Origin of the sequence: Enterococcus sp. DIV1368b (assembly GCF_050529595.1) — a bacterium.
GTDB lineage: Bacteria > Bacillota > Bacilli > Lactobacillales > Enterococcaceae > Enterococcus_B > Enterococcus_B mundtii.
The window spans coordinates 2982986-2996647 of the sequence record NZ_CP172883.1 but is presented as its reverse complement, the minus strand read 5'-3'; the positions used below and the strand labels follow the sequence as shown (position 1 = coordinate 2996647).

The 13662-nt window shown below is 39.7% G+C and carries 13 protein-coding genes and 1 riboswitch; of the genes, 11 read left to right on the top strand and 2 right to left on the bottom strand.

From position 1 onward, the window contains the following. Positions 1-38: 38 nt before the first annotated feature. From ispE to purR, 5 genes are all read left to right on the top strand, one after another. Positions 39-887: a 4-(cytidine 5'-diphospho)-2-C-methyl-D-erythritol kinase gene (ispE, locus tag IGJ19_RS13780; protein ID WP_071866538.1), complete on the top strand. Its 849-nt coding sequence runs from the start codon at positions 39-41 to the stop codon at positions 885-887. Positions 888-1421: 534 nt separating this feature from the next. Further along, positions 1422-2360 carry a metal ABC transporter substrate-binding protein gene (locus IGJ19_RS13775; protein WP_074801772.1) on the top strand — a complete coding sequence of 313 codons (939 nt, stop codon included), beginning with the start codon at positions 1422-1424 and terminating at the stop codon, positions 2358-2360. An 18-nt stretch (positions 2361-2378) separates the two neighbouring features. Next, the gene (locus tag IGJ19_RS13770; protein WP_074801775.1) at positions 2379-3059 is read left to right on the top strand and encodes a metal ABC transporter ATP-binding protein; all 681 of its coding nucleotides are present in this window, start codon (positions 2379-2381) and stop codon (positions 3057-3059) included. Next, entirely contained in the window at positions 3032-3853 is an 822-nt protein-coding gene (locus IGJ19_RS13765; RefSeq protein WP_019722358.1) for a metal ABC transporter permease, read from the top strand. Before IGJ19_RS13770 ends, IGJ19_RS13765 begins: the two co-directional genes overlap by 28 nt. A gap of 175 nt (positions 3854-4028) precedes the next feature. Further along, on the top strand, positions 4029-4847 hold the full coding sequence (gene purR, locus IGJ19_RS13760) for a pur operon repressor (protein ID WP_010734088.1): 819 nt from the start codon (positions 4029-4031) through the stop codon (positions 4845-4847). A 145-nt stretch (positions 4848-4992) separates the two neighbouring features. Here purR and IGJ19_RS13755 read toward each other — a convergent pair whose 3' ends face one another. Further along, positions 4993-6288, bottom strand: coding sequence for an ISL3 family transposase (locus tag IGJ19_RS13755; RefSeq protein ID WP_430604220.1), 1296 nt, complete (start codon positions 6286-6288; stop codon positions 4993-4995). Between the two features lie 237 nt (positions 6289-6525). Between IGJ19_RS13755 and glmU the strand changes: the two genes are divergently transcribed. The 3 genes from glmU to thiT all read left to right on the top strand — a co-directional run bounded on the left by glmU (position 6526) and on the right by thiT (position 9751). Further along, on the top strand, positions 6526-7899 hold the full coding sequence (gene glmU / locus IGJ19_RS13750; protein ID WP_074801778.1) for a bifunctional UDP-N-acetylglucosamine diphosphorylase/glucosamine-1-phosphate N-acetyltransferase GlmU: 1374 nt from the start codon (positions 6526-6528) through the stop codon (positions 7897-7899). Positions 7900-7988: 89 nt separating this feature from the next. Next, positions 7989-8957: a ribose-phosphate diphosphokinase gene (locus IGJ19_RS13745; RefSeq protein WP_019722356.1), complete on the top strand. Its 969-nt coding sequence runs from the start codon at positions 7989-7991 to the stop codon at positions 8955-8957. Positions 8958-8980: 23 nt separating this feature from the next. Further along, positions 8981-9083, top strand: a riboswitch (TPP riboswitch). Positions 9084-9166: 83 nt separating this feature from the next. Next, positions 9167-9751: an energy-coupled thiamine transporter ThiT gene (thiT, locus tag IGJ19_RS13740; RefSeq protein WP_071866541.1), complete on the top strand. Its 585-nt coding sequence runs from the start codon at positions 9167-9169 to the stop codon at positions 9749-9751. Between the two features lie 53 nt (positions 9752-9804). On the opposite strand, the gene IGJ19_RS13735 is transcribed toward thiT, so the two are convergent. Continuing rightward, positions 9805-10581 carry a hypothetical protein gene (locus tag IGJ19_RS13735; protein ID WP_071866542.1) on the bottom strand — a complete coding sequence of 259 codons (777 nt, stop codon included), beginning with the start codon at positions 10579-10581 and terminating at the stop codon, positions 9805-9807. 231 nt (positions 10582-10812) lie between these two features. Between IGJ19_RS13735 and IGJ19_RS13730 the strand changes: the two genes are divergently transcribed. Genes IGJ19_RS13730 through IGJ19_RS13720 form a run of 3 tightly spaced genes read left to right on the top strand, consistent with a single transcriptional unit; the run spans position 10813 to position 13601 of the window. After that, on the top strand, positions 10813-12504 hold the full coding sequence (locus tag IGJ19_RS13730; RefSeq protein ID WP_142433061.1) for a patatin-like phospholipase family protein: 1692 nt from the start codon (positions 10813-10815) through the stop codon (positions 12502-12504). After that, a complete protein-coding gene (locus IGJ19_RS13725) occupies positions 12474-12692 on the top strand; it encodes a YdbC family protein (RefSeq protein WP_019722353.1) in 219 nt (72 codons plus the stop codon). The genes IGJ19_RS13730 and IGJ19_RS13725 overlap by 31 nt, the downstream gene beginning before the upstream one ends. 18 nt (positions 12693-12710) lie before the next feature. Further along, positions 12711-13601: a YicC/YloC family endoribonuclease gene (locus IGJ19_RS13720; RefSeq protein ID WP_074801781.1), complete on the top strand. Its 891-nt coding sequence runs from the start codon at positions 12711-12713 to the stop codon at positions 13599-13601. The last annotated feature ends 61 nt before the right edge of the window (positions 13602-13662 follow it).

The following is a 13662-nucleotide window of genomic DNA, read 5'->3' as shown; positions in this document are numbered from 1 at the left end:
GAATACTTTCGACTTAGACTTTTCGAATGGGTGAGAGGATGGAATTGATTGAAAAAGCACCAGCGAAGATAAACTTAGGGTTGGATGTGTTATATAAAAGACCAGATGGGTATCATGAGTTGGAAATGGTGATGTCAAGTGTAGATTTAGCTGATCACTTGTTCTTTGAAGAGCTATCGGAAGATCGGATCATTGTTGAGACGAATAAAGCATTTTTACCGGTAGATCAGCGTAACAATGTGTATCAAGCAGCTTTGTTGCTGAAAAAGAAATACCAGATAAAAAAAGGCGTAAAAATCGCTGTGAAGAAAAATATCCCTGTTGCCGCTGGACTAGGTGGTGGAAGTACAGATTGTGCTGCAGCATTAAGAGGGATCAACCGGTTATGGGATTTAGGCTGTAGCTTAGAAGAACTAGCTGAGATTGGTTTGGAAGTGGGGACAGATGTACCTTACTGTGTTTACGGACAAACAGCTTACGTAGGCGGAAAGGGAGAAATCGTCCAATTGTTGCCAGCGATGCCCTCTTGCTGGATCATCTTGGTAAAACCTAAAATGAGTGTTTCGACACGAACTGTTTTTCGAGAAATCGATACGCAAAAAATCCAACATCAAGATATTCCTGGTTTGGCTGATGCGCTTCGACAACAAGATTATCAAAAAATGTTGACGAAAATGGGGAACAGTCTTGAAGATGTGACAGGAAAACGCCATCCGGTCATTTATCAAATCAAAGAGCGAATGATCAAATATGGCGCAGATGCGGCCCTGATGAGTGGTAGTGGTCCAACTGTTTTTGCCCTTTGTCAACACTATTCCAGAGCCCAACGTGTCTACAACGGATTAAAAGGTTTTTGTGAGGAAGTTTATCTTGTCAGAACGCTATAAACGCATGAAAGAGACACGATGTCATGACGGAAGTAGTCAGCTTCGAGAAATAAGCGGTAAAAGAGATCGGAACAGAAGTGTTTAGCCTCGAGAAATAAGGCGCCATCCACGAAAATTGTTTTTCAAATTTTTGTGGATGGCGCCTTATTTTCGAAGAGGTTACTTCTGTTTCTGCCGTTTATTCAGTTTTAGGAGATATAAGAGGACTAATATCCCAGACATCTTTCCCGCTGATTTCGTTTTAGAAGATGAAGGATCGTTACCTTCTTTTTTGTTATCAATCTCAACCAATCGTTCAGTGTTATCGGAACAAAAAATAATAGTGTGGAACAGACACTTTTTAACCAAAGTTGAAAGAAAACGATTACGTTCGTTGTTGATATGACGGGCAATTCATTTGTTTTCCGATTTACAGGATAAGTTTGCATTTAAATCAGAAAATCAGGTTAAACTATTGACTGTTTTTTTTTAATTTGGTACATTAATCCTCGTTGATAAATCGTAATATTACGATTTGTTTTGAAAGGAGCATATATGAAGAAATATTTATTAGCCGCATCTTTAGCAATAGGAGCTTTCCTATTTACAGCGTGTGGACAGACAACCCAAGAATCGGCACAAGATGAGTTGAACGTTGTCGCAACGTTTTACCCGATGTATGAATTTACGAAAGAAGTCGTTGGTGATACTGGGAAGGTCGAATTATTGATTCCCGCAGGAACGGAACCCCATGATTTTGAACCAAGTGCCAAACAAAGTGCAACCATTGCGGATGCAGATGTTTTTGTTTATAACAGTTCAGACATGGAATTTTTTGTTGACTCATTGAAAGACACGGTCGATACCGATCGAACGTTGATGATCGAAGCTGCTAAGGGAATTGAACGTCTAGAGTCACAAGAAGAGCATGAAGAAGAACACGAAGAATCAGAAGGACATCAGCATGACCATGCCTATGACCCTCATGTTTGGTTAGATCCAACATTAGCGATCCAAGAAGTACAGACGATTGCTACAGAGCTCGGCAAGAAATATCCAGAGAAGAAAGACACATTTGACCAAAATGCCGCAGCTTATATCAAAAAATTAGAAGCATTGGATCAGGCCTATACAGAAGCATTAAAAGGTGCAACAAACCGAACGTTTGTGACGCAACATGCTGCCTTTGCTTATTTAGCAAATCGCTACGACCTAAAACAAGTAGCCATCTCAGGAGTCTCACCGGATCAAGAGCCTACACCTAGTCGATTAGCTGAATTGAAAGATTTTGTCGATCAAAATAAAATCGAAGTCATCTATTTTGAAGAAAATGCGTCATCTAAAGTAGCAGAGACATTATCGAAGGAAACAGGTGTAAAACTTGAAGTACTCAACCCCCTTGAGAGTTTGACGAATGAACAAATCCAAGCGGGTGAAACCTACATTTCTACCATGGAGAAAAACCTAGAGGCATTAAAAGAAAGCATAAAGTAAAGGAAGGGAGTCCTCTATGTGCGTTATATCGAAATAGCCGATCTTACTTTCTATTATGATGAAGAACCTGTGTTAGAAGGAGTTTCTTATCATGTAGATGCCGGTGAATTTGTGATTTTGACTGGTGAAAACGGAGCGGCAAAATCTACATTGATCAAAGCTTCTTTGGGGCTATTGAAACCCTCTAAAGGGACCATAAAAATTGCAGGAAAAAATCAAGAAGGAGACAAATTAAGTATCGGGTACATTCCACAACAAGTTTCTTCCTTTAATGCGGGTTTTCCTAGTACAGTCTTAGAATTAGTACGTTCTGGCAGATATCCGAGAGGTCGTTGGTTCAAACGGTTAAGCGAAAAAGACCATGAGCATGTCAAGCGTGCCTTAGAATCTGTTGGTATGTGGGATATGCGTCATCGTCGGATCGGTGAGCTGTCTGGTGGTCAAAAGCAACGAATCAGTTTAGCACGTATTTTTGCGACTGATCCAGATTTATTTGTACTTGATGAACCAACTACTGGAATGGATGAAGAATCACGAAATGAATTTTATCGTTTGTTGCGCCATAGCGCACACGACCATGGTAAAGCTGTATTGATGATCACTCATGATCACGAAGACATCAAACAATATGCGGATCGACAAATCCGTTTAGTGAGAAAGGAGGATTCTCAATGGCGTTGCTTTCATATGAATTCATGAGGCGGGCATTTCTTGCTGCGATCTTTATTGCAGGAATCGCACCGATGTTAGGAGTATTCTTAGTGATACGTCGGCAATCGTTGATGGCAGATACACTGTCTCATGTTTCTTTAGCAGGGGTAGCCTTAGGATTTTTCCTCAATCTCAATCCAACGATGACCACAATGGTGGTAGTCGTTATCGCTGCAATCATTTTAGAATACCTACGTTCGATGTATCGTACGTATTCAGAGATTTCCATTGCGATCTTAATGGCAGGAGGACTTGCGCTTGCATTAGTTTTGATGAATTTGAGTGGGGGTAATTCTGCCACGAGCATCCAATCTTATTTATTTGGATCGATTGTGACGATCACTTGGCCACAAGTTCTATTCCTAGGTATTTTGTTTGCAGTGATCGGTCTTTTGTTTTTCTTATTCAAACGTCCGATGTACGTGTTGACCTTTGATGAAGACACCGCTCATGTCGATGGACTGCCGGTTCGTTGGATGTCAATGATGTTCAATATCATTACTGGGGTAGCAATCGCTGTTATGATCCCGATAGCAGGCGCGTTGCTGATTTCTGCTATTATGGTTTTACCAGCAGCAATCGGGATGCGTTTAGGGAAAAGCTTCAATATTGTCATATTGATTAGTATCATCGTTGGTTTTATTGGTATGCTTTCTGGGTTGACTAGTTCGTTTTACTTGGATACACCTCCAGGGGCAACTATCACGTTAGTATTTATCTTTTTATTCTTATTAGTCAACTTGAGTAAACGTATTTTATTAGGAATTAGAAGGAAAAAATAGATTACTATTTGAAAAACAGGTAGTTATTTGGGACAAACAAATGTCTTAAATAGCTACCTGTTTTTTTATAAATACCGAACTATTTTCTTAATTTTGGATAAAATGCTCGAATTTTCCCGAAAAAACTTATATAATGAAACACGATAAAATTTGTTGGAAAAAGGAGCTGGAATTTTTGAAAGTACGTCGCAGTGAGCGTCTTGTCGATATGACACAGTATTTATTAGATCATCCGCATGAATTGATTTCATTAACAAGCTTTGCCGAACGTTATGAATCTGCTAAATCTTCGATCAGTGAAGATTTGGGGATCATCAAAAAAACATTTAAAGAAAGAGGTTACGGAACGCTTGAAACAATCCCTGGCGCAGCCGGAGGTGTTCTATTCATTCCGGAGATTTCCTACGAAGAAGCAAAGAAATATGTTGAATCGCTAGCTGAGCGCTTGTCTGAACAAGACCGTTTACTCCCTGGAGGCTATGTTTACTTATCTGATCTATTAGGAGAACCTGAGCTATTACGTCAAGTAGGGAAAATCATTGCCTCAAAATATTTAGGAGAAAAAATCGATGCTGTAATGACTGTAGCCACAAAAGGGGTGCCTATCGCTCAAGCCGTTTCCTATTACTTGAACGCACCGTTTGTCATCGTACGTCGTGACTCTAAGATCACAGAAGGTTCTACAGTGAGTGTGAACTATGTTTCAGGTTCATCGGAACGGATCGAAAAAATGGAGCTATCAAAAAGAAGTTTGAAACGTGGTTCTCGCGTGCTTGTCGTCGATGACTTTATGAAAGGCGGCGGAACAGTGAACGGAATGAAGAGCTTGATTGAAGAATTTGAATCTGAGCTTGTCGGTATCACTGTGTTTGCGGAATCAAAATTCAACGGACATCGCGCAATCAATGACTACACGTCACTACTTTACGTCAAAGATGTGGATACAAAAACGAAAAATATCACTGTAGTACCAGGTAACTATTTCGAAGAATAAAACAACGAACATAGCGGTGCTATGGAAAAAGAAGAGGCGATGGATGATGTCTCTTCTTTTTTTGGCTCTTTGTCAATAAGGACTGATGAGTTGCGAAAAATTAAATCTGGGTCAGAATGAACCTCATTCTGGCTCAGATTTTTTGTTATCTAACTTTGATTAATTGATTGGTCAAAAAGATTCTAATTTTCATGTTCTCAAATGATTTAAATCCGTAGGATACTCGTTTCATTGTTTTTATGTGGGTATTCTTTGCTTCTATTTTTCCATTGGAGTATGGATAAATCATCGCATTGGCGATGCCTTCTTGGTAGGTCAGAAGGTTTTGAAGTTTCTCACGAAAGCCGTCATCTAACGTTTCGGGAAGTTCTGCCAATAAGGAGAAAAACAAGTCAGGGTCTTTGTCTCGAAAAGCTTCAACTAACTCATGGAAAAAGGGATACGCCTCCTTTAGGGACGTAGAAAAGCTAAGCAATCGATCAATCAGCATTGCTTCAGTAAGAAATGGGTATTTAGGTGCTCGGAAACTTTTCCATGTTTTATATTCATAGTGGTTAATGTTTGCACGATTTTTTAGCAGAAAGCGCCAGTTCTTTTTCAGTTTTTCTGCATGGCTTTTCTGTCCTGCTTTACGCAGTTCATTCATTTCACGGATACGCAACTCATTGAAAGCTTGATTCATGTGTTTGACAATATGAAACCGATCAATCACTACTTTCGCATTTGGCAGAACGCGTTTGGTGAGCTGGAAGTAGGCGGCGTTCATGTCTGTGACTAAGAATTTTACTTCTTCTGGATTGGTGCAGCCCAAGAAATAGTTTGTTAATCGAGGTAATTTACGCGTAGGTAAGATATCAATTAAATTACCTGTTTCTCCATCTGCGCAAATAAAGCTCATTTTATCTTCTATGGAAGTGTGCGAACGAAATTCATCAACCATCAATACTTTGGGGAGAATCCTCTTAGTGGGCTTTGGTAAATAGCTTTTAAACTCTTTCAATGTACGAATAACGGTAGTCAAAGATACCTGACAGCTTTTCGCAATAAAAGATAAAGAGACTTTTTCAGTCAGTAAAGAAGCAATTTTATATCTGACATGTTCCGCAATTGAATATCTTGGGCGGACAAAATAGCTTTGAGCAGTCCAATGGGTTCGACAGTTTTTACAGGTATAGCGTTGCTTTTTTAAGCGCATAACCATTGGCATATGATTGTATTGTTCAAAGCGGACAATGATTTCCTTCTTCCCATTTTTCACCACAATTGCTTTCCCGTTTCCATCTACCACAGTAGAACCACAACTTCTACAGGTACGAGGATCAGGTGAGAGAATGGCATTAATGACCAATGTCTTTTCCTGATGAAAGATCTCGTAAGAGATCTCAGTAATCATCAAATCTTTATCTATTAATCTCAGCATTTTTTTGATAGAATCATTCATATAGCATATCGTCCTCTCAGTTGTTTATTTTGTGGTGATTTAATCATACTAGAGAACGATATGTTTTTTAATACCTAAAATGAAAATGGGACTGAAGAATCAATTTTGATTCATCAGTCCCATAAATTATAGAGCCCTTTTTTTTGCGTCCTGGTTGCTAAAATGAACGTTTAGTTGAAAAAAAAGAGCGACTGGGCTAAACTAAAAATAATAAATCGTAATTTAGGAGTGACATATTTGGATGCACGTTATGCAATCATATTAGCCGCGGGTAAAGGTACTCGCATGAAATCAAAACTATACAAGGTCCTACACCCTGTTTCTGGAAAACCGATGGTCGAACATATCATCAACCGTGTAAGTGAGACAAACCCTGATCAAATCGTGACGATCGTTGGTCACGGTGCAGAGAAAGTCAAAGCTCAGTTAGGCGAGCGCAGCGAGTATGCGTTACAAGCTGAACAACTTGGGACGGGTCATGCGGTACTACAAGCAGCCTCATTTTTAGCAGGCAAGGAAGGCACGACGTTAGTCATTAGTGGTGACACCCCTTTGTTGACAACTGAGACGTTGAACAACTTGTTTGAATACCATCAAGGGAAAAATGCAAGTGCCACGATTTTGACTGCACAAGCAGAAGATCCGACAGGTTATGGCAGAATCATTCGTGACCATGTAGGAATCGTTGAAAAAATCGTTGAGCAAAAAGATGCTTCTCCAGAAGAAGCGTTAGTTCAAGAAATCAATACAGGAACTTACTGTTTCGATAACAAAGCGTTATTTGAAGCATTGGATAAAGTAGGAACCGACAATGCACAAGGCGAGTATTATTTAACAGACATCGTTGAGATCCTGAAAGATGCTGGAAATCCAGTTGCTGCGTATCAGACGGAAGATTTCGATGAGTGTATGGGTGTCAATGATCGTATGGCACTAGCAAAAGCAAACGAGTTGATGCGCCAAAGAATCAACAAAAAACATATGGTCAATGGCGTTAGCTTTGTTGATCCTGCAACTACGTATATTGATGCAGATGTTGTGATTGGTTCAGATACAGTGATCGAAGCGGGCGTTCAGATCCAAGGGGAAACAGAAATTGGCGAAGATTGTTTTATTGGTGCACATTCACGTATTGTTGACAGCAAGATCGGTGACCAAGTAGTCATCGAAAACTCAGTGATCGAACACAGTGTTGTCAAAAGTAAAGCAGATGTAGGACCGTATGCCCATTTACGTCCAAAAGCAGAAATTGCAGAAGGCGTCCATATCGGCAACTTTGTAGAAGTGAAAAATGCGAAAATAGGCAAAAACACAAAAGTTGGTCACTTGACGTATGTCGGGGATGCCACACTAGGTGAAGAAATCAATGTGGGGTGTGGTGTCGTCTTTGTCAATTATGACGGAAAAGCAAAACATCATACAACAGTCGGTGACCATAGTTTTATTGGGTCAAATGCGAATCTTGTGGCGCCAGTGGAAGTGGCAGAGAATACATGTATCGCTGCTGGTTCGACGATCACTAACGATGTTCCTGAACATGCGATGGCAATCGCACGCGCTAGACAAGTCAATAAAGAAGGATACGCGAAGAAACTCCCATATTCAAATTGATACTTTTTGCAAAATCACTTGATTTATTCGGCAAATATGACTAGTATTTATTAGGTAGTAGAGTTGTGAAAAAGAAAGCGGAGGTCCTCATGTCCAAACATTACTTTGATCCAAGATTAAAAATATTTGCATTAAACTCAAATCGTCCATTGGCAGAAAAAATTGCTGCAGCTGTTGGGGTTGAATTAGGAAAATCATCCGTCACTCAATTTAGTGATGGTGAGATCCAAGTCAATATCGAAGAAAGTATCCGTGGTTCACACGTATATGTTATTCAATCAACAAGTAGTCCGGTAAATGATAACCTGATGGAACTGTTGATCATGATCGATGCATTGAAGCGTGCAAGTGCCAAAACGATCAACGTTGTAATGCCGTATTACGGCTACGCACGTCAAGACCGTAAAGCGCGCGCGCGTGAACCAATCACTGCAAAATTAGTGGCAAATATGATCCAAAAAGCTGGAGCAACAAGAATGTTGACACTTGACTTGCACGCAGTCCAAATCCAAGGTTTCTTTGATATTCCGGTCGACCATTTGATGGGCGCACCACTGATTGCGAATTACTTCTTAGAAAAAGGGATTCAAGGCGATGATGTTGTCGTTGTTTCACCTGACCATGGTGGTGTTACTCGTGCACGCAAATTGGCTGAATTTTTAAAAGCACCAATTGCAATCATTGATAAACGCCGTCCAAAAGCAAACGTGGCAGAAGTGATGAATATCATTGGTCAAGTAGAAGGCAAAACGTGTGTCTTGATCGATGACATGATCGATACAGCTGGAACGATCACATTGGCTGCCAATGCGTTGAAAGAAGCTGGAGCAGTGAGCGTTTATGCTTCATGTACACATCCTGTACTGTCAGGACCTGCTTTACAAAGAATCGAAGACTCTGCAATCGAGCGCTTAGTTGTAACGGATTCAATCTATTTGCCAGAAGATCGCAAAATTGATAAGATTGACGAAGTAAGCGTTGGTGGCTTGATGGGTGACGCAATCAAACGTATCCATGAAAACAAACCAGTTAGTCCTTTATTTGAAACAAAAAGATAAAGGAAAATAAAAACTAAATAATTACAATCACAAAGGGGAGTCCATTTTGGGCTGAGACTGAATATATTCTAAACCCTTCGTACCTGTTTCGGTTATGCGAGCGTAGGAATTGTGAATGAATAGCTAGTGTGAAAGCACGAAGCTGTTTGTAAAAAAACAAACTTGCTTCCTCCTTTGTGATGTCCAATTATAAAGGAGGAAGCTTTTTTATGAATAAGAATCATCGTGTCTGGATCGAGGGAACGATCGTCGCAGCATTATCTTTAGTATTGTCGATGATTCCTCTACAAATCGGTAGTAGTTTTGCAATCTCGCTCGGACAAATCCCTTTAACTTTATTTGCCTTAAGAAGGGGTTGGAAAGCTGGTATGGGATCGGCTTTTCTGTGGGGAATCCTTCATTTTCCCATGGGAACTGTCTATTATTTGAGTGTCATCCAAGTATTGATCGAGTATCCGATCGCGTTCACGTTTGCTGGCGTTGCAGGGATTTTTTCGCAAAGAATGCAGCAGAGTTATCTGCAAGGCAATCGTAAGAAAATGGCCTCAACGATCATTTTAGCGACATTCGTTGGTGTGACTGCCAGATATTTCTGGCATTTTGTCGCTGGGGTTGCTTTTTGGGGAAGTTTCGCACTATGGGGGATGAATCCATGGTTGTTCTCCTTAGTCATGAATGGCGCTAGTGGGTTAGCTACTGGGATTGTAACAACTATTGTCCTACTAGGTATTGAACAGACCGTTCCTTCTTTATTTGAAGGAGAAGGATTGCAAGTACGTAAAAGCAAAAATTAAAAAAAGGCGTAAAGGTAGCTACCTTTACGCTTTTTTAGTGGAGTTGAATGTCATTATACAAATGTGTTGTAGACAAAATCAGAAACGTTGCCGTCTAGTTGCCAACGTTGTTGAGTGGCATGATAGACGAGAACAGCTACCGGTTTTTCTTCCAAGTAACGTGTCCCTTTTAATTTCCAAACGTAATCTTCAATGACATAAATCGGGATCTCATACTTGTCATCGACCAAACCTGCTTGATCAAACGAAAAAATGATTCCTTCTTGCATCAAATTACGCATCTTTTTCAGTATCTCCACACTGATTTTTTCAACGGGGATCTCTTTTCGAAAGAATGATTTTTTTTCGTTGATTTTCCCCGCCAAGATCGTGCTTAATTTGTTGGCAAAAATCCGATAAAATTCATCTAAATAACGATAATAGGTTCTACCTAGATGATCGCTCAAATCAAAATAAACAAAGTTATTTTGTAATTTATAGAAAAAAGGTGAATGGAGATGTGTTTTCATATGACCAAAATAAAGCAACTCTGAGATTTCTAAAGGACTTAATTCTTTTAACATCGTCAAATCAGTAAAATCGATCCATTTAAGATCCGTATTATTGTTACGGCTACGAACGGTTTGGAAAAATCTTTGGATATTCTCAGTTCCACGAATGACCTTCAAGCCTGTGTGTGATTCATATTCTCCAGCAGATGCGGAAGGGTCCAACAAAAGTAGATTTTGAGGGAAATGCACGATGCTATTTGAAAAATCATTGATAGTCAGCCCTTTGGTCAAAACGGCGTTACTAGTTGTATCGATATGTACATATACTGAATCACTCATCATGCTCCTCCTCCCCTGTATCTCATCCCTTTCATTTTACAACATTTACTGAAAAAAAGCTTGTTTCTTTTATTTTAAAATTCGATTACAAAGCAACTTTTTTTTATGAATAAAAGATGAACATAGAGTAAAAATTTATATATATATAACACTGGAATCGGATAACTATTCACCCCGCCCTTTTTTTCTGATTACTGATATAATAAAAGAAAAAGAGAATACGAGGTGTCTATGAAAGTTCAAAAAGTCTATTGGTCGGAACGTTATCAGCAGAATCGAGTGCAGCAAGCAAAACAAGTTTTTAGTTTTTTTACTACACATCAAGAAAGCCGGCAACATTTTTGGCAACAGGCAAAAAAACAACAGGCATGGAAGATCGTATCGAAAAGGCTGAACATTTACTTTACTGCAGAAATAACGAATGAAAAAATGATCTATACCAACGTGTTGATTGAAGAAGAATATTGGCAGTGGTCCGATATTTTCCTATTGTTAGAAAGTACGGGTCGTTATTTTTTCAAAAAATACGGACTCGTCCGCTTTGATCATTCGATCTCACCCAACATGGTCGACCTTTTCCACCGAAGTGGTTATTCGGGAACGCAATCGTTTGAGAAGGAACTTTCCTATCATACAGGGCTTGTCTTAGGTGGGGGCGGGGCGCATGGAGCTTATCAAATAGGTGTTTGGAAAGCATTGAAAGAAGAAAATCTAGAGATTTCACTCGTTACTGGCACTTCTGTAGGTGCGCTAAATGGGGCTTTAGTCGTTCAGGATCAACTAGCACAAGCCATTGAGTTATGGCAGGAACTATCAACCAATCAAGTATTGGCTTTACCAGAGGTTGCCTTATCAGAAGATTTGAGGCAACGTTATATCCAAGAAGCCAGCTTGATGACACGTCGTGCAGTAGTCGAAGGAGGAACCTCGATTGCACCGTTGGAAGCGTTACTAGAGCAATACCTAGATGCAGAAAAAATCAAATGTACAGAAAAACCGCAACTCTATACAATCGCAACTAAAATCCCAGAATTTCAAGAAACAGTTACAAAGATGCAAGCATTAGAACCAACAGAGATCGCCGATTGGATCCTCGCCTCTGCTTCTTTTTATCCTGCCATGGCTTATCGCCAGATCGATGGATCAAAATATGTTGATGGTGGCTATCGAAATAACGTGCCAGTAGATGTTGCTATCCAACAAGGTGCAACCGAAGTCTTGATTGTCGATGTCCAAGGACCTGGTGTAGCCAAAAAATACAAGGAACCTGATGCTTTGGTGACCTGGAAATGTTGTTCAAACTGGTCTTTAGGTGGTTTCTTAGTTTTTGAGCGACAAAGAAACCAATTGAATATCCAATTAGGTTATTTAGAGGCTAAAAAATGTTTAGGGATCTATCAAGGAAACTGGTATACGTTTGAAACCGCAAAGCCAGCTGAACGTTATTGGCGACGTTTCTTACGTTTCTTAGTCGAAACACTTGATTTAGACGTATCCTTTTTTTACAAAGAAAAATTCTGGCGGGACTTGCGTAATGTATATAAAGACAGGGTCACAAGTGAAACATGCGGATTGGCGATGCTTGAGCTACTAGCGAAACAAAAATTGATCTTACCGAATAAAGTGTATACCGTCGAAGAAATGTTACCAATCATTTGCCAAGAAAGTAAAATCGATGAAGCATTTTTAAAAAAGGTCGGTCAATTAAACGCCAGCGAATGGTTGAAGTTTCGAAAACTGGAGCGAAATGCTAAAATACACGTAATGAAGGAACACGCGATCTACCAATACGTGAAAGAAAAAAAGCGTGATCGCTTACAACGACAACTCAATGCAGATACAGTAGAAACTCTGATGTATCTCTATCTTTATCATATAAAGGAGGAACAAAAATGGCACAAGAATTCTCATATGAGATCGTAGAAGAAATTGCAGTATTATCTGAAAACAATAAAGGATGGCGCAAAGAATTGAACTTAGTGAGTTGGAATGGTAGACCACCGAAATTTGACTTGCGGGATTGGGCACCGGACCATGAAAAAATGGGTAAGGGACTAACATTAACGAACGAAGAGTTTGAAGAGTTACAAAAAGCAATTAAAAATATGTAAAAGAAAGGACTCTGTCGCATGAAGAGCATGACTGGCTTTGGCAATGCCATCCGCGAAAAAAAGAACTATCAACTTGAAATCGAGATCAAAAGCGTCAATCAACGGTTTTTAGATATCCAGATACGTAGCCCTAAAGTATTAGGCTTTGTTGAGAATGAACTGAGACAATTGATCAAAACGAAGTTAAGTCGAGGACGTGTCGATGTCTTTATCAACCTAACATATTTAGGTGAACAAGATAAAAAAGTGACGATCAATTGGCAACTGATCGATACGCTCTATACACAGATGACTACCGGTATTAAAGAAAGGTATGGCGAAGCGAACGCATTGTCGATCGGTAAACTGATCGAACGTTTTGCACTAAACGAAGAGTTTGTGACAATTGCTGAAGCAACGGAAGAGGATCAAGAATTACTTGCACAATTAGCGAAAGAAACGATGCAAACGGCACTTCGTTCAATCGAAGAAAGTCGGAGTATAGAAGGCCAAGCTTTGGCGAACGTTTTACTTCAACAAACCGCAGAATTAAAACAAAATATTGCTGGATTAGCTAGCTTTGTCGAGATTTACGAGCAAGAATTTCAGACGAGATACCAAGAAAAATTAGAAGCTTTTCTTGGTACAGAAGTTGAGCGAGATCGTTTATTGACCGAAATAGCGATTCTTTTAGAGCGTGGCGATATCCATGAAGAAATCGACCGTTTAATCATCCATACGCAGAAATTGGAAGAGCTACTTGAAGCAGATTATCCCATCGGTAGAGAACTAGATTTCCTTTTACAAGAGATGAATCGCGAAATCAATACGATCGGCTCAAAATCAAGCGCGATCGAAATCAAAAACCATGTTGTTCAGTCTAAAACGATTTTAGAAAAAATCCGTGAGCAAATCCAAAATATTGAATAAGTGTCCAGCCTGTCTGATCGATGACCTGTCCGTTAGGCAGGATTCCGTCTTATTTCCAAAG

What these genes read in the sequence shown, in the direction of transcription:
- ispE (WP_071866538.1), top strand. Translation starts at nt 39, where the DNA reads ATGGAATTGATTGAAAAAGCACCAGCGAAGATAAACTTAGGGTTGGAT.
- IGJ19_RS13775 (WP_074801772.1), top strand. Translation starts at nt 1,422, where the DNA reads ATGAAGAAATATTTATTAGCCGCATCTTTAGCAATAGGAGCTTTCCTA.
- IGJ19_RS13765 (WP_019722358.1), top strand. Translation starts at nt 3,032, where the DNA reads ATGGCGTTGCTTTCATATGAATTCATGAGGCGGGCATTTCTTGCTGCG.
- IGJ19_RS13755 (WP_430604220.1), bottom strand. Translation starts at nt 6,288, where the DNA reads ATGAATGATTCTATCAAAAAAATGCTGAGATTAATAGATAAAGATTTG.
- IGJ19_RS13745 (WP_019722356.1), top strand. Translation starts at nt 7,989, where the DNA reads ATGTCCAAACATTACTTTGATCCAAGATTAAAAATATTTGCATTAAAC.
- thiT (WP_071866541.1), top strand. Translation starts at nt 9,167, where the DNA reads ATGAATAAGAATCATCGTGTCTGGATCGAGGGAACGATCGTCGCAGCA.
- IGJ19_RS13735 (WP_071866542.1), bottom strand. Translation starts at nt 10,581, where the DNA reads ATGAGTGATTCAGTATATGTACATATCGATACAACTAGTAACGCCGTT.
- IGJ19_RS13730 (WP_142433061.1), top strand. Translation starts at nt 10,813, where the DNA reads ATGAAAGTTCAAAAAGTCTATTGGTCGGAACGTTATCAGCAGAATCGA.
- IGJ19_RS13725 (WP_019722353.1), top strand. Translation starts at nt 12,474, where the DNA reads ATGGCACAAGAATTCTCATATGAGATCGTAGAAGAAATTGCAGTATTA.
- IGJ19_RS13720 (WP_074801781.1), top strand. Translation starts at nt 12,711, where the DNA reads ATGAAGAGCATGACTGGCTTTGGCAATGCCATCCGCGAAAAAAAGAAC.